Annotated in this window: 12 protein-coding genes; 4 read left to right on the top strand and 8 right to left on the bottom strand. The window is 56.6% G+C overall.

Annotation, left to right across the window (positions count from 1 at the left end; genetic code table 11):
* The first annotated feature begins 87 nt into the window (after positions 1–87).
* Entirely contained in the window at positions 88–906 is an 819-nt protein-coding gene (locus H7U06_RS10035) for a class III extradiol ring-cleavage dioxygenase (protein ID WP_175625974.1), read from the top strand.
* A gap of 39 nt (positions 907–945) precedes the next feature.
* On the opposite strand, the gene H7U06_RS10030 is transcribed toward H7U06_RS10035, so the two are convergent.
* Together H7U06_RS10030 and H7U06_RS10025 are read right to left on the bottom strand one after the other, a co-directional pair.
* The gene (locus tag H7U06_RS10030) at positions 946–1,146 is read right to left on the bottom strand and encodes a hypothetical protein (protein WP_175625973.1); all 201 of its coding nucleotides are present in this window, start codon (positions 1,144–1,146) and stop codon (positions 946–948) included.
* Between the two features lie 95 nt (positions 1,147–1,241).
* Positions 1,242–1,523 (bottom strand): hypothetical protein, encoded by a 282-nt coding sequence (locus tag H7U06_RS10025; RefSeq protein ID WP_175625972.1) that lies wholly within the window; start codon positions 1,521–1,523, stop codon positions 1,242–1,244.
* 374 nt (positions 1,524–1,897) lie between these two features.
* On the opposite strand from H7U06_RS10025, the gene H7U06_RS10020 reads away from it, so the two are divergent.
* Both H7U06_RS10020 and H7U06_RS10015 read left to right on the top strand, forming a co-directional pair.
* On the top strand, positions 1,898–2,116 hold the full coding sequence (locus tag H7U06_RS10020) for a glycine zipper 2TM domain-containing protein (protein ID WP_124574050.1): 219 nt from the start codon (positions 1,898–1,900) through the stop codon (positions 2,114–2,116).
* 212 nt (positions 2,117–2,328) lie between these two features.
* A complete protein-coding gene (locus H7U06_RS10015) occupies positions 2,329–4,758 on the top strand; it encodes a penicillin-binding protein 1A (RefSeq protein ID WP_175625971.1) in 2,430 nt (809 codons plus the stop codon).
* A 133-nt stretch (positions 4,759–4,891) separates the two neighbouring features.
* Here the strand turns inward: H7U06_RS10015 and H7U06_RS10010 are convergent, their stop codons facing one another.
* Both H7U06_RS10010 and H7U06_RS10005 read right to left on the bottom strand, forming a co-directional pair.
* A complete protein-coding gene (locus H7U06_RS10010) occupies positions 4,892–5,617 on the bottom strand; it encodes a hypothetical protein (RefSeq protein WP_217703454.1) in 726 nt (241 codons plus the stop codon).
* Between the two features lie 52 nt (positions 5,618–5,669).
* A complete protein-coding gene (locus tag H7U06_RS10005) occupies positions 5,670–7,235 on the bottom strand; it encodes a sensor domain-containing diguanylate cyclase (RefSeq protein ID WP_175625970.1) in 1,566 nt (521 codons plus the stop codon).
* 195 nt (positions 7,236–7,430) lie between these two features.
* On the opposite strand from H7U06_RS10005, the gene H7U06_RS10000 reads away from it, so the two are divergent.
* Complete coding sequence (locus tag H7U06_RS10000) at positions 7,431–7,763, top strand: hypothetical protein (RefSeq protein WP_175625969.1); 333 nt, start codon at positions 7,431–7,433, stop codon at positions 7,761–7,763.
* Positions 7,764–7,831: 68 nt separating this feature from the next.
* Here H7U06_RS10000 and def read toward each other — a convergent pair whose 3' ends face one another.
* Genes def through H7U06_RS09980 form a run of 4 tightly spaced genes read right to left on the bottom strand, consistent with a single transcriptional unit; the run spans position 7,832 to position 16,124 of the window.
* Positions 7,832–8,353 carry a peptide deformylase gene (gene def, locus H7U06_RS09995; RefSeq protein WP_175625968.1) on the bottom strand — a complete coding sequence of 174 codons (522 nt, stop codon included), beginning with the start codon at positions 8,351–8,353 and terminating at the stop codon, positions 7,832–7,834.
* A 49-nt stretch (positions 8,354–8,402) separates the two neighbouring features.
* Complete coding sequence (locus tag H7U06_RS09990) at positions 8,403–9,845, bottom strand: efflux transporter outer membrane subunit (protein ID WP_175625967.1); 1,443 nt, start codon at positions 9,843–9,845, stop codon at positions 8,403–8,405.
* 16 nt (positions 9,846–9,861) lie between these two features.
* A complete protein-coding gene (locus H7U06_RS09985; protein WP_175625966.1) occupies positions 9,862–12,951 on the bottom strand; it encodes a multidrug efflux RND transporter permease subunit in 3,090 nt (1,029 codons plus the stop codon).
* Entirely contained in the window at positions 12,948–16,124 is a 3,177-nt protein-coding gene (locus H7U06_RS09980) for an MdtB/MuxB family multidrug efflux RND transporter permease subunit (RefSeq protein ID WP_175625965.1), read from the bottom strand. Before H7U06_RS09980 ends, H7U06_RS09985 begins: the two co-directional genes overlap by 4 nt.
* Positions 16,125–16,134: the final 10 nt, after the last annotated feature.

Below are 16,134 nucleotides of genomic sequence, written 5' to 3'. Positions count from 1 at the left end.
AAACGCAGCGCCAGCAAAAAAATCACAACGGCTGCACAATACTGTTTTAATTAGTACTAATTTGAAACAGCAGAACAGGATATAGCCATGGCCGATTCCAAGCGCGTCCCAACCTTTTTCATTCCCCACGGCGGTGGTCCGTGCTTTTTCATGGACTGGCCGGGTGATCCGCATATGTGGGACAAGATGGCGGACTTCCTGCGCAATATGCATAAGGAAGTCGGCAGCAAACCCAAAGCCATCCTGATCATTTCCGGGCACTGGATGGAGGATGAATTCACCGTGATGAGCACGGCACAGCCGTCGCTGATTTACGATTACTACGGTTTTCCTCCGCATACCTATGAGCTGACCTATCCGGCGCCGGGCGCGCCTGATGTGGCGCAGCGCGTCGTCGAATTGCTGACGGCTGCAAATATCCCGGTGCATACCGATAATCAGCGCGGCTATGATCACGGCGTGTTTATTCCGTTCAAGCTGATCTATCCGGATGCGGATATCCCGGTGCTGCAATTGTCGATGAAGAAAACACTGGACCCGGCCGAGCACCTCAAGGCAGGTGCCGCCTTGCAGCAGCTACGCGATGAAGGCGTGCTGATCGTCGGCAGTGGCATGAGTTTCCACAATATGCGCGGCTTCAGCCCGGCGTTCACCGAACCATCGAAACGCTTTGATACCTGGCTCAGCGATAGCATCGCTGCACCCAGCGCACAGGAACGTGATGCCTTGCTGACAGAGTGGGAAAAAGCGCCGGATGCAAAACTGACGCAGCCACATCCGGATCACTTGCTACCGTTGATGGTCGCAGCAGGTGCCGCCGGTGACGATACCGGACGCAAGATTTTTGAAGACAAGGTAATGAATGTAGTCGTGTCCGGCTATGTATTCGGCGGACAGACAGCCTGACGAGTGTCAGGCCTGGCTGGTTTGCTGACGGCTGGCGTCTTAAGCGTGGGCTGGGGCCGCTGCTTTGAAGTTGCCCTGGCCGAGATCGATGGACATCAGCGCCTGGATTTCAGGGCTTTTGGATTGATCTGCAGGTTCTTTGCTGTAGGTTGCTGCAAAAGCAGCTTCTGCGGCGCTACGGTCCATGCCGGTTTTTACCAATGCCTTGATCCAGCGCTCACGCCAATAGTTCGAACTCATGCTTGCTTCCCTTATTTAAATAATGTCCCAAATGTGCTTCTTGCCGGGCTCCGACAACAATATCGCCCGCATTCTAGCAAAAGATGGGGAAACTGCTAACCGCGCCGGTCAATAAAATCGCGCGCGATCATCATGCCGCCTTGTAAACACTGCGCTGGCGTCATAAAACAGTGCTCGGTGGCGACATCCAGCTCACGAAAGCCGATGGAAAGCTGTTCGGTGACGACGATGCGCGGCGCGTACATGCAGACGGTGGCATCTTCATAACGGGAGGCACCGGAGATTTCAACCAGGATCTTCCAGCCTTTGTAGACTTCGCGGCGCGATTCCATGATCGTCTGGTCGGCGGGTGCCAAATACTGTGTAGTGCTCATCATGCAGCCTGAATACGGTAATGAGGTTTGATTATAGCTAGCTATGTCCAAACGTATATAGCGAATCCGGCCAAATGCGAATTATTTTCATCAGTTTTGCAAAAGTAGCGCATGCCGGGCGTCGTTAAAAACGGGTTCCTTCCCGTATTCCTACAGCAAGTAGCTGCATTGTCTGATGGCTAACTTGGACAGATTTTTTTACGATGGCGCCGCTGTCGCAGCTTTCGCCCTGAGCTGTCACCACATATTTTGTTGAGTGCCGGCAAGATTGAAAATTTGCTGCGACGGGCAGGGAATCTTTCCGCTGCCTTTGCTGTCAGTGACAGGTAATTAACTTTTCTATTTACCTGTCTTAACACTCTGTCTTGAGGTCTTCGATGAAAATGATGCAAAAAATTGCCAGTACTGCCGTGATTGCTGTTGTGGTGCTTACCGTTGCAGGTTGTAGTGGTATGTCGCGCCGCGACCGGAATATGGTGACTGGTGCCAGTATCGGCGCTGTCGGCGGCGCGATCCTGACAGGTGGCAGCACGCTGGGTACCGTTGGTGGTGCTGCGGTTGGCGGCGTGATCGGTAATGAAATCGGTCGCAGATAACTAGCAGATCAGATACTGAGTATCCGGCTTACAGCCGTATACATTGCAAAATGGCCCGCTGTGATGCGGGCCATTGCTATATGCGCCCGGTAAACAGCTGTTGAAATGACAAATGCAAGACAAATGTATTTCTAACAAGATAACAATTGGTTTCAACTTAAATGGCCAATGCCTGCTAAAGTTGCGACGCTAAGACTTAATAGGGGATCGCGTTGCGGTTTTTCTCGTACATTTCATCACAGTTTGTTGCCTGGTCCGAACGACCAACCAATATCAAGCTCCGTCAAGCAGCCATCGCTGCCTTCATCGCTTCCATCTTAGTTGCCATCCTGGGTGTCGCTTACACGCTGCTCTTTATCGTGCCGAACCTGCCATCCATTGATGCGCTGACTGATTACAAACCCAAGATTCCACTGCGTGTGTACACCGCAGATAATGTCCTCATCGGCGAATACGGCGAAGAGCGCCGTGACTTTGTCTCGGTCGCGAATATTCCGGCCAGCATGAAGAATGCGATCATCGCGATTGAAGACAATAACTTCTATGAGCATGGCGGCGTCGATGTGCTGGGTGTGGTGCGTGCCGGTCTGGCTAATCTGGTGCGTAGCCGTTCGCAGGGTGCGTCGACCATCACCATGCAGGTGGCACGTACCTTCCTGCTGACGCGCAAGAAAACTTACAGTCGTAAACTGCAGGAAGTCATCCTCGCTTACCGCATAGAAAAGAACCTGAGCAAAGACCAGATTCTTGAGCTGTATATGAATCAGATCTACCTGGGTGAACGTGCCTACGGCTTCGGCAGTGCGGCGCGGATTTATTTCGGCAAGCCGATCAAGGATCTGACGATAGCCGAGTCGGCGATGCTGGCGGGTATCCCGAAAGCGCCCGCCAGCGCGAATCCGGTGGTCAATCCGAAGCGTGCGACCGAGCGCCAGCAGTACATCCTCAAGCGCATGCATGAGTTGAAGTTCATCACGGATGAGCAGTACAAGCAGGCCGCGGCCGAGAAACTGAACGTGCTGCCGAACGGCAATCGTTTCCGCACCCACGCAGAACACGCGGCTGAAACCGTGCGTCAGTTCATGTACGCACAATATAAAGACGAGATTTATACCAGCGGTTTCACCGTCTACACCACGCTGACCAAGGCGGATCAGGACGCAGCTTATGATGCGGTGCGCCGTGGCGTGCTGGACTATGACCGTCGTCATGGCTATCGCGGACCGGAAGGCTCTGTCGATCTGCCCAAGGATGAAGAAGACAGACAGCAAGCCATCGATGACGTGCTGGCCAAATACCCGGATAGCGATGATCTGCGCGCCGCCGTGGTGACAGAGGCGAATTCCAAACTGATACGCGCCGAGTTGTTGTCAGGTGAAACGGTAGAGATCACCGGCGAAGGCTTGCGCTTTGCTACTGCTTATCTGTCCGATAAGGCGACCGCACAGAAGAAGCTGGTGCCGGGCTCCGTCATCCGCGTGGTACAGGATGCGAAGAAAAAATGGATGATCTCGCAGTTGCCTGAAGTGGCGGCAGCCTTTGTCGCAGTCAATGGCCAGGATGGTTCCATCCGTGCGCTGGTTGGTGGTTTCGACTTCGCATTGAATCAGTTCGATCACGTCACGCAAGCCTGGCGTCAGCCGGGTTCGACCATCAAGCCTTTCATTTACTCGGCTGCGCTGGAAAAAGGCTTCTCGCCAGGCACGCTGATTAATGATGCGCCGCTGGCAGAAGACAGCGACGGCGAGCAGGGTAGCAAAGCCTGGAACCCGGGTAATGACAATGGCAAATACGACGGTCCAGTGACCATGCGTACCGGCCTCAAGCGTTCGAAGAACCTGGTTTCGATCCGCATCCTGCGCAAGATCACGCCTGCATACGCGATTGAGCATCTCGGCCATTTTGGCTTCGAAGCAGACAAACAACCGGCCAACCTGACGCTGACGCTGGGTACCGGTTCGGTCACACCGCTGCAAATGGCAGGCGCGTATTCGGTATTTGCCAATGGCGGCTTCAAGGTTGCACCGTATCTGATCGAAAAAGTGGTCGATGCGCGCGGCAAGGTCTTGCTGGAAGCGCAGCATCCGCAGGCCGGTGATGAAACCGCACGCGCCATCGATCCGCGCAATGCCTTTATTACCGATTCCATGATGCGTGACGTCGTGCGTTCCGGTACCGGCTACCTGGCCAGCCAGCGCCTGGGTCGTAGTGACCTGGCAGGTAAAACAGGTACTACCGATAATGCGATGGATGGCTGGTTTGCCGGTTATGGTCGGGATATCGTCGCGGTCGCATGGATGGGTTACGACAAGCCACGCTCACTCGGTACCCGCGAGTTCGGCGGCACGCTGGCCTTGCCGATCTGGATCGACTATATGCGTACCGCCTTGCGCGGCAAGCCGGAAATGGCCAAGATCGCGCCGCCGGGTGTCACGCAGGTGGACGGCGACTGGATGTACGATGAGTACGCGAATGGCGATTCAGTCAAATCGCTGGATGTGGATGAACAGAAGAGTTTCTGGGAGCGTATGTTCAATACCGATCCGAACACGACGCCACAGCTGCAAACACCGGCAGCACCAGCCCCAGGCTCACCTGAAGAGCGGGAGAAGAAACGCCTCGACGATTTGTATCGCGGCTAATCTGACCTGGCACTCAAATCAAAACAGCCACTGCACAACTGCAGTGGCTGTTTTTCTTTCTGAATTCACTTTAAATAATCGGCGTAAACCAGCGCTTGCAAGTCCTTGATCTTGCAGTGCTTCAGTGTGTGTTTTACGGCAGGAACGGTACGGACAACAGGCGCAAACCGATCGAGATCCAGCGTTCTTCGCTACCGCTGCCAAAGCGATTGCCGTAAGTGGTGTCGATCTGCACATGGTCAGGCACCAGCCAGTGACGCACACCAAGCTGATAGAAGGGACGGCCTGCGCTTTGATCGAAGGTTTCTGCGATCAGCCAGGTACGTTCCGACAACTGGGTTTCTGAACCCAGACCCCAGGTGGCGCGATTGCGGTTGTTGGGCTTGTCATGCAGCCAGCCGACGTTGGTATGCAGCACGAAGCGATCATCGGCAAACGAGAAACTAGCTGGTACATAAGCGTAGGGCGAGCTGAGCAGATGGCGCTGGGTATCCGAGCGCGGCTGCATGGAGTTGCCGAAGGCCAGGCCTATGCCCCAGCCGTTTTTCTCCAGCGTCTTGAACAGGGTCTTGCCCTGCATGACGTAGCCGTGGTTTTGCGTATGGCCGTATTCATTGATGGCGGTAGCGCCCAGGCTGACTTCGAGGTTGCCGGTGAAGTTGCAGGCCGGGATGGCCCAGTATTCGGTGCTGTTCTTGTTGCCCTTGACCCAGCTTTCGACCTGACAGGCTTTGGCATCTACGATGCGCGCATCGTCGGTAATCATCGGCCGTGCCGCGTGGAGGTTCAGGCTGGTCGCTGCGGCCATGATGACCAGTGCGCTACGCAGCAGCGGGAGAGTGTAGGGGGTAAAACGCATGCTCAGTCTTTCTTGATTCTTTTACCCTCGGGTAAATAAGGAGATGTCCGCGCTAATGCGAGGTGGCAAGTGCAACCCGTCGTCGTCCCAGGTTCTTCGCCTTGTACATGGCACCGTCAGCGCGATGCAGCAAGCCTTCACTGGTGGTGCCGGACTCCGGATACGTCGCGACGCCTATACTGGCAGAGATATGTGACGTGAGCGTGTCGTCCAGCACATAAGGTGCAGAAATGGCTTCCACCATCTTTTCAGCAACAAAACGGGCATTGTCCATGGTGGCGCCAACCATCACCATCGCGAATTCATCGCCACCCAGTCGCGCCACTACGTCGGAATGACGGCTGTTTGTTTTCAGCCGTGTGGCGACGGCGCGCAGCAATTTATCACCCGCTTCGTGGCCGTACTTGTCATTGACTGCCTTGAAGCCATCGAGGTCGATATAGAGTATCGACAGCACGGTCTTGTTGCGTTCGCATAGTGCCAGTTGTTGGCTGACAATTTCATGGAATAGCGCGCGATTCGCCAAACCCGTGAGGACGTCGTGATTGGCTTGATGCTGCGCCTGATGCAGCATTTCCGAAGCACGTGCGAGTGAAGTGCCGACTTCATCCGCTTCGCGCAGATGCAGTGGCGGCACGGTGACCAGCTTGCCTGCACCCAGCGCCAGCGCCGGGCCGGTCAGGCCATGGATGGAATCGGCGATGCGGCCGCCGATCAGCCAGGCGGCGGCGACGCTGCAAGCCAGCAGGATGATGGTGGCGAGGATGAGCAGGAACAGGGTATTGCGCAGCTCATGCATGATGTCCTGGGTCGGGATGCCGATTGCCAGCGCCCAGTTCGACAATTTGGAACGGCTGAAAACGGTTTGTACCGCGGTGCCGTCATAGGTCACGCTTTCAAACATGTCTTCATCAGTGCTGCGCATGCGGCGCACGATTTCAGGCACGCCTTTTTTACCTATCAATTCTGGCTTGTTGCCGGTACGGGCGACGATGGTGCCGGTGCTGTCAAAGATGGCGGCGATCCAGCCGTCCGGTACGTGCTGCTGTTGAAGCAGCTTATCCATGCGTTCGGGCAAGACCCCGGCACTCAGGCTATAGCGTATATCGCGCTTGCCAGGCACAGGCACGGTAATGGCAAACAGGTTTTGTTTGGAGACGGTACCAAAAAACAGGTCGGAAATTACCGGCTGCTCATCCTTGAATAACTCTTCCAGGCGGATGATTTCAGTATGCGGTGGCAGCGCGGAACCGTAAGGCTGATGCGTGTTCAGATACTGGTTGCCCTGACTGTCTGACAGCACGATGTTGATGCCGTCCTGGTCGCGCTGGTTTTTCAGGACTTCCTGCGCCTGGTTATAGAAGGCGCGTAAATCGTTATTCGCGAGGTAGGGTGAGGTCGCCAGGGTAATCAGCGAAGATTCGATACTGGCGAAGTCGCGGTCAACAACTGAAATCATTGCGCGGGCAGTGCTCAGTGAATTGAGCAGCAACTGATCGCGGGCGCGCTGGTAATCGTGGGTGATGAGGAGGACGGCCATCAGGGCCGCAGGCACCACGCATGCCATGACGAGTAAAACCAGCTTGGAGCGGATAGTTGGCGCGAGCTTGGTTTTCATTCTCTACGGCGGCTAAGTGGCGGTAAAAGAAGCGGGGAAGGCGGAATTTTATCTCAAGTCGTCTCGCGCTCCGCGAATTTATTGGCAAAAGAGAATTTGCAGCTCATTAATTTTGTTAAAGCGCAACGAAGCGCAGATAATAAGCGCTTTAAGACGCAGATAATATTTCCATGTGGAAATTAAAACAGAGTTCGTATGAAAACAAGAATAGAAATTAGCGGCTGCTTTCCGGTTTTGAATTCCCTGAATGAGCAGCAATTTATCAATGCGATAGAGCCGCGTTTCATCGATATCCGCAATCCGGTAAGCGGATTGCAAATCGATTTGTTTGGCAAAGTCAGCGCGCTGGAGATACTGCGGGAGCAGGGCCTGGTGATCGCCGAGATAGAAATTCCGGATGATTATCTGACGCGACATAAGCTGCAGCAGGATCAGCTGGAGCAGGTATTGGTGGCGCGTGTCAGCAAGTTAAGGCATCCGGCGACCGGGGCTATGGCACCGGTAGAGGCGCGTCTGGCAACAAAATAGAAGGTTAAATAACATGATAATTCAAATTAGATTTATTTTGCATCTATTTGAATTTAAATGAAATATCGCTATTTAACAATTGCCTTGGCGTTACTCCGCCTGCCTTGTTTGCTTAATGACGCGAGGACGCGGCGCTGGTTGGTCGGGGATAGGTGTTCGACGAATACCATGCCCTGCAAGTGATCCATTTCATGTTGGATGCACATCGCTTTTAAACCTTCGGCCTGCACATCGATAGTCTTGCCATTCAGGTCCAGTGCGCGCACATGCACCCACGCTGCACGTCGCACACTTTCATACACATCCGGTACCGACAAACAGCCTTCCTCGAATTCAGCCTTGCCACCTATCTTGATGATGACGGGGTTGATCAGCACCTGCGGGCGGTTTCCTTTTTCTGATACATCCAGCACGATGATTTGCAGATGCACATCGACCTGGGTTGCGGCCAGGCCTATGCCGTCGAGTGCATACATGGTTTGCGTCATGTCTGCGACCAGGCGACGGATATCCGGCGTGATCTGCTGCACCGGTTCTGCAACCGTATGCAGGCGAGGATCAGGGTATTGCAGTACGGATAATCTGGTCATAATTTACTTCAGCTAATCGAGATTCAGATGTTGTTGCAAGTATCTGAATTTATTCAACTTTTGTTTCCTGCTTCGTTTTGGCAGCATCCGGATTATCAGGTTCCCAACGTCCGGCAATGTTCTTCAGCAGAATGTTCACGGCTGCCAATTGACGGTTCTGTGTACTGAGCAAACTGTTTTCGCTGGTCAACGCAGTGTTCTGCGCGATCACTACATTCAGGTAGCTGACGGTACCAGCACGATATTGATCCAGCGTAATTTCCAGCGTTCTTTGCGCGGCTTCCAGGCTTTCGCGCTGCAGCTGCGCTTCTTGCTGCAGTTGTGCGGCGAGGATGAGATTGTCTTCTACTTCCTGCAGGGCTGTCAGCACTGTTTGGCGGTAAGTCGAAGTGGCCTGGTCCGCGGCGCTTTGTGCCTGCGCGCTGGCCAGTTGTCTTTGGCCGCCGTCGAAGATAGCTTGCGCTACTGATGCACCCAGCGACCAGAATAGATTCGGTGCACTGATCAGGTTATTCAGCGAACTGTTTTGATAACCGCCACCCGCTGATAGCACCAGAGATGGAAAGTAGGCGGCGTGGGCCACGCCGATTTGCGCGTAGGCTGCGGCGACCCGTCTTTGCGCCGCGGCAATGTCAGGCCGACGTTCGAGCAGGGTGGCTGGCAGCAGTTGCGGTACCAGCGGTGCCTGCGGCAAGGCGGTATTGCGCTCCAGCGCCAGTGCGGAGGGCGGCACGCCCAGCAATACGGCGATTGCATGCTCCAGTATCTGCCGTTGCGCGACAGCTTCAGCCAATTGCGCCTGTGCCGCTTTGAGCTGGGTTTGCGCCTGCAACACATCTACGCGTGCTGCCACACCACCGCCATAACGGAACTGTGTCAGGTCGAGCGAGCGTTGGTAAGCGGCGACGCTGCGTTCGAGTACCACCATTTGCGCATCGGCGGTGCGCAGCGAGAAATAGGTTTGCGCCAACGTGGCCTGGGCTGATAAGCGCGCCGCAGCGAGGTCGTCTACGCTGGCTTGCAGGCTGGCTTGTGCGCCAGTCGTTGCTTGTGCCAGGCGACCCCACAGGTCTATCTCCCAGCTTGCATTGCCGGATAGCGAAACGTTGTTGTTGGGATCCCGCACTGCAGTCGAGCGATTGGTGCTGGTCGCACTGCTGCTGCGCGTGCCGTCCAGCCCGACCGACAAGGTGGGCAGGCGGGCGCTATAGCTGGCGGCAACGGCGGCGCGTGCGGCGGCGACCTGGGCTACCAGCGACTTCAGGTTTTCATTGCCGACGACGAGGCGGCCCTCCAGCTCGTTCAGGATCGGATCATTGAACAGCGTCCACCAGTCGTCCGGGACGGTCGCGGCGTTAGCTGCTGTGCCTTCCTGCCACAAGCCAGCTTCCTTGAACTGGGTCGGCGCGGCGACCGGTGGAGGTGGGGTCGGCGCACTGGCGCAAGCTGCCAGCAGCAAGGTGGGCGCAATTAATAAATAGTAAGGGCGCATAAAATTCCTCTAAAACTCAGGCCGTAGCCAATTGTGGAGCCGGGCTGGGCTTATGTTTGTCACGGCGCAGCTTGTCCATCAAGACAAAGACCACAGGTGTGGTGTACAGCGTCAGCAATTGGCTCAGGATCAGGCCGCCGACGATGGCGATACCCAGCGGCTGGCGCAACTCTGCGCCGTCGCCGCTGCCCAGCGCCAATGGCAAGGCACCAAAGATGGCGGCAAAGGTCGTCATCAGGATAGGGCGCACGCGTAACAGCGCTGCACGATAAATCGCCGGGCCGGCACTGATGCTGCCGTGGCGCTGCCGGGTAATCGCAAAGTCGATCATCATGATGGCGTTCTTCTTGACGATACCTATTAGCAGGATCACACCGATCAGCGCGATGATGGAGAACTCGGTATTGAACATTTTCAAAGCCAGCAACGCACCGACACCAGCCGATGGCAAGGTCGACAGGATGGTGATCGGGTGGATCAGGCTTTCATACAATATACCCAGCACCAGATAAATCACGATAATCGCCGCGCCTATCAGCAAGGGTTGCGACGACAACGATTGCTGGAACGCATTCGCCGTGCCCTGGAAGCCGCCGCGTACCGACACCGGCACACCCAGCTTGCTGATCGCAGTATTGATGGCGACCGTTGCATCCGACAAGGACACACCCAGCGGCAAGTTGAAGCTGATGGTCGAAGCGGGGGTGCCGCTTTGGTGGCTGACCGCCAGCGGCGTGTTGGTGGTTTCGACCCGCGTGAAAGCAGACAGCGGCACTTGCGCGCCGCTACTGCTGGTAACGTACAGGCGCTTCAGGGTTTCCGGCCCTTGCAGGAATTCAGGGGCCAGTTCCATCACGACCCGGTATTGATTCAGCGGGTTGTAGATGACGCCGACCTGACGTTGGCCGAAGGCGTTATTGAGCGTGCTGTCTATGGTGGCGACGCTGATACCGAGACGTGCGGCTGCTTCACGGTCTATCACCAGCGAGGTTTGCATGCCCTTGTCCTGCTGATCGGAATTGACGTCTGTCAGCTCAGGGATTTGCGCCAGCGCATTACGGATCAGCGGATCCCAGGTACGCAAGTCTTCTATCGTGTCGGCTTGCAGTGTGTACTGGTACTGCGCGTTCGATTGACGCCCACCGATACGGATATCCTGCACCGGCACCATAAAGAGGTTGGCTCCCGGTTCATGCGCCAGTTGCTTGCGCAGGCGGGCAATCACGACATCGGCCGGAACTTTGCGTTCGGCCAGCGGTTTGAGCGTGATGTAAAACATCGCCGAGTTGCTTTGACCACCGCCGGTATTGCCGCTGACGTTGGCAACCGCAGGATCGGAGCGGATGATGTCGGAGAAGGTATCCAGCCGCTTTTGCATCATCTGGAAGGAGCTGCCCTGGTCGGCTTGCACACCACCTATCAACACGCCGGTGTCCTGTTGCGGGAAAAAGGTCTTCGGTATCGCGACGTAGAGATGGACATTAAGCGCGACCACTGCGAGCAAGGCAATGATGGCCAGCGGTTGGTGGCGCAAAGTCCAGATCAGGGTATGACGATAGCCGCGCATGACGGCGCGATTGAAGCGAGCAAACAGGATTGCGATGCGTCCCGGATTGCGGGTTTCACGCTTGGGCTGCAGCAGGGTAGCCGCCATCATAGGCGTGGTGGTCAGCGACACCACCATGGATACCAGGATGGCCGCCGTCAGCACCACGGCAAATTCGCGGAACAGACGACCGACTACGCCACCCATCATCAGCAGGGGAATGAAGACGGCGATCAGCGACAGGCTGATCGAGACCACGGTAAAGCCGATTTCACGTGCACCTTTGAGGGCCGCTTCACGCGGACTCAGACCCTGTTCCAGATAGCGCGTGATGTTTTCCAGCACCACGATCGCATCATCGACCACGAAGCCGGTCGCTACCGTGAGTGCCATAGCCGATAGATTATCCAGACTATAACCACACAGATACATGACGCCAAAGGTACCCGCCAGCGAAACCGGCACTGCGACCGCAGGGATCAGCGTGGCGCGCCAGTTACGCAGGAACAGCAACACGACCAGGATCACCAGGCCCACCGCGATGCCCATCGAACGTTCGACTTCACGCAATGAGGCCTTGATGGTCGGCGTGCGGTCAGTAATGACGTTCATCTGTATCGCCTGCGGGATGGATGCCTGCAGGCGCGGCAGGATTTCACGCACGTTTTCTACGGTTTTGATGATGTTGGCGCCCGGTTCCTTCAGCAGAAACAGCACGATCGCAGGCTTGCCGTTGGCCAGGCCATAGTTGCGCACGTCCTGTACCGAATCGACGACCTCGGCTACATCACGCAGGCGTACTGCTGCGCCGTTGCGATAGTTGATGACGACCGGTGCGTATTCGGCAGCGGTGCGGGCCTGGTCATTCGCACCTATTTGCCAGTACAGATCATCCAGTTCGACTGAACCCTTGGGACGGTTGGCATTGGTATTGGTGATGGCGGTGCGTACGTTGTCGAGCGAGATGCCGATGTTGGCGAGCTTGTCCGGGTTCAACTGCACGCGCACCGCGGGCAGGGCACCGCCACCGACGTTGACCTGGCCTACACCATCGACCTGTGACAAACGTTGCGCCAGCACGGTGGAGGCAGCGTCATACATCTGGCCACGCGTGAGCGTATCCGAGGTCAGCGCGATGATCATGATGGGCGCGGCGGCCGGATTGACCTTGCGGTAGGTCGGGTTGCTCGGCATCCCGGTCGGCAATAGCGTGCGGGCTGCATTGATTGCCGCCTGCACGTCGCGTGCCGCACCGTCGATATCGCGATCGAGGTCGAATTGCAGCACGACGTTGGTCGAGCCTAATGAAGAGCGCGAGGTGATTTCATTGACGCCGGCGATGCTGCCGAGCGCACGTTCCAGTGGCGTGGCGACGGTGGCCGCCATGGTATCCGGGCTGGCGCCAGGCAGCGATGCACTGACCGAGATGGTCGGGAAGTCTACCTGCGGCAGCGGCGCGATAGGCAGCAGGTTGAAACCCAGCACACCAGCCAGCGCGATACCTATCGTGATCAGCGTGGTCGCAACTGGCCGCGCAATAAATGGCGCAGAGATGTTCACGTTGCGCTTCCACCCTGGGCGCGGGCAGCGGCACGGCGTTCCTGCCACTCTTTCAGGCGTTGTGCCTGTTTGGCAAAGCCGAGGTAAATCACCGGAGTGGTGAACAAGGTCAGCAACTGACTGACGATCAGACCACCGACCATGGTGACGCCGAGCGGATGACGCAGCTCATGTCCGGCACCGGTACCCAGCATCAGCGGCAAGGCACCCAGCAAAGCGGCCATGGTGGTCATCAGGATAGGACGGAAGCGCAGCAGGCAGGCTTTGTAAATCGCTTCGCGTGGCGCCAGGTGTTCTTCCCGTTCCGCATACAGCGCGAAGTCGATCATCATGATCGCGTTCTTCTTCACGATACCGATCAGCAGCACGATACCGATGATGCCGACGATGCCCAGATCGAGTCCGGCGACCAGTAGTGCCAGCAAGGCACCGAGACCGGCAGACGGTAAGGTCGAGAGAATGGTGACTGGATGGATGTAGCTTTCATACAGCACGCCAAGCACGATATACATGGTGACGACCGCCGCCAGGATCAGCAGCAAAGTACTGCTGAGCGAAGCGCGGAAGGCTTCGGCCGCGCCCTGGAAACTGGTTTCCACACTAGGCGGCAGGTTCAGCTTGGCTTCTTCGGCCTTGATCGCATCGACCGCCTTACCGAGTGAGGCACCCGGTGCGAGGTTGAATGAAATCGTCGCCGACGGGAATTGCGCCACATGGTTGATCGCCAGCGCAGTAGGACGCTCGATGATTTGTGCGACCGAAGTTAGCGGTACCTGTCCGGTGGCAGGGAAGACCAGTGTCGAGCTGGTGCCACCAGTACCGTTGGTGGTGTTGGTATTGTTGTTGGTCACCGGCACATACAAACCTTCCAGTGACACCGGGCCGCGTCTGCGTCCGGCTTCTGCTTCCAGCACCACGCGGTACTGGCTGGATTGCGTATAGATAGTAGAGATCAGGCGCTGGCCAAAGGCGTTGTACAGCGCATTATCAATGGCAGCGACGGTGACGCCGAGACGACCTGCAGTTTCGCGGTCTATCTGGACATATGTTTGCAAGCCCTGGTTTTGTAGATCGCTGGCGACATCTACCAGTTCCGGTATCTCTTTCAGGCGTGCCAGCAGCAATTCATTCGACTTCGCGAGGTCAGTCGAATCCGGCGAGCTGAGCAGGAATTGATACTGGGTTTTGGAGACGCGGTCTTCGATGGTCAAATCCTGCACCGGTTGCATATATGCAGTGATGCCGGGCAGGCGCGAGGTGGCTTCGTTCAGGCGACGGATGATCTCGCTGGCGGAAGCGTCGCGTTCGGCAAACGGCTTCAGCGTGATTTGCATGCGCCCGGTACTGAGGGTCGGGTTCGCACCGTCGACGCCGATGAAGGATGCAAGATGATCGACATCCTTATCCTTGAGGATGATGTCGGCCAGTGCCTGTTGACGCCGTGACATCGCTTCAAAGGAGCTGGTTTGCGTCGCTTCGGTAATGACCTGGATCAGCCCGGTATCCTGTACCGGGAAAAAGCCTTTAGGCACGATGACGTAGAGCAGTGCGGTCAGCGCCAGCGTCAGGCCGAATACGCCCAGCGTCGCACGTGGCCGGTCCAGCACCCACACCAGTGCACGACCGTAAGCGGCAACCATGCGGTTGAACTGCTCTTCGCTCCATTTGCCGAGGCGGGTTGGTTTGTTTTCGTGCTCAGGACGCAGCAGACGGGCGCTCATCATAGGCGTCAGCGTCAGCGATACGAAGGCTGAGATCAGGATGGCGACTGCCATGGTAATCGCGAATTCATGGAACAAACGACCGACGACATCACCCATGAATAGCAGCGGGATCAAGACCGCGATCAGCGATACGGTCAACGAAATAATGGTGAAGCCGATTTGCTTGGAGCCCTTGAGTGCGGCTTCCATCGGTGAGTCACCTTCTTCGACGAAGCGCGCAATGTTCTCGATCATGACGATCGCATCATCGACCACGAAGCCGGTCGAGATGGTGAGCGCCATCAGCGTCAGGTTATTGATGGAGAATCCGGCCAGGTAAATCACACCAAAGGTGCCGACCAGCGACAAAGGTACGGCGACGCTAGGAATGATGGTGGCGGAGGCGCTGCGCAGGAACAGGAAGATCACCATCACCACCAGCGCAATCGCCAGCAGCAATTCAAATTGCGTGTCATCGACCGAGGCACGGATGGTGGTCGTACGATCAGCGATCACCTGTACATCGACCGAACCCGGTAATGAGGCTTGCAGCTTGGGCAGCAAGGCTTTGACCCGGTCCACGGTCTGGATCACGTTCGCACCTGGTTGACGCTGCACGTTCAGGATCACGCCTGGCGTGCGATCGACCCAGGCTGCGAGGCGCAGGTTTTCGGCATCATCAACGATTTGCGCGACATCGCTCAGGCGTAAGGGATTACCGTTTTTCCACGCGATGATGAGGTTTTGATACTCGGCGGCAGATTTCAGCTGGTCGTTGGCATCAATGGTGGATGCGCGTTGCGCACCGTCGAAGCTGCCTTTGGCCTGATTGACGTTGGCTGCCACGATGGCAGTACGGATGTCATCCAGTGACAGGCCGAGCGAAGCCAAAGCTTGCGGATTGCCTTGGATGCGTACTGCAGGACGCTGGCCGCCAGCAATGCTGACCAGGCCGACACCGTCAACTTGCGATAACTTCGGCGCAAGGCGATTTTCCACCAGGTCATGCACTTTGATAATCGGTAATGTCGGCGAGGTAATCGCGATCGTCAGCACCGGCGCATCTGCCGGATTCACCTTGCTATAGATAGGCGGCATAGGCAGATCGCCGGGCAGCAGATTGCTACCGGCATTGATCGCGGCCTGTACTTCCTGTTCGGCGACGTCCAGTGACAGACCCAGCGAGAAGCGCAGCGTGATGACCGACGCGCCACCCGAGCTGGTCGAAGTCATTTGGTTCAGGCCCGGCATCTGGCCGAACTGGCGTTCCAGCGGTGCGGTCACCGTGGTCGAGATGACGTCCGGGCTGGCGCCCGGATACAGCGTGGTGACCTGAATGGTCGGGTAATCAACTTCCGGCAAGGCAGACAGCGGCAGCAGGCGATACGCCAGCAAGCCTGCCAGCAGAATGGCGAGCATCAAGAGCGAAGTGGCAACCGGACGCTCAATAAAGATGCGTGATGGATTCATGGTGCAGGCT

Origin of the sequence: Herminiimonas sp. Marseille-P9896 (assembly GCF_903993245.1) — a bacterium.
GTDB classification, from domain to species: Bacteria; Pseudomonadota; Gammaproteobacteria; order Burkholderiales; family Burkholderiaceae_D; genus Oxalicibacterium; species Oxalicibacterium contaminans.
The sequence above is the reverse complement of the archived record's forward strand: the minus strand, read 5'-3'. Positions and strand labels throughout refer to the sequence as shown.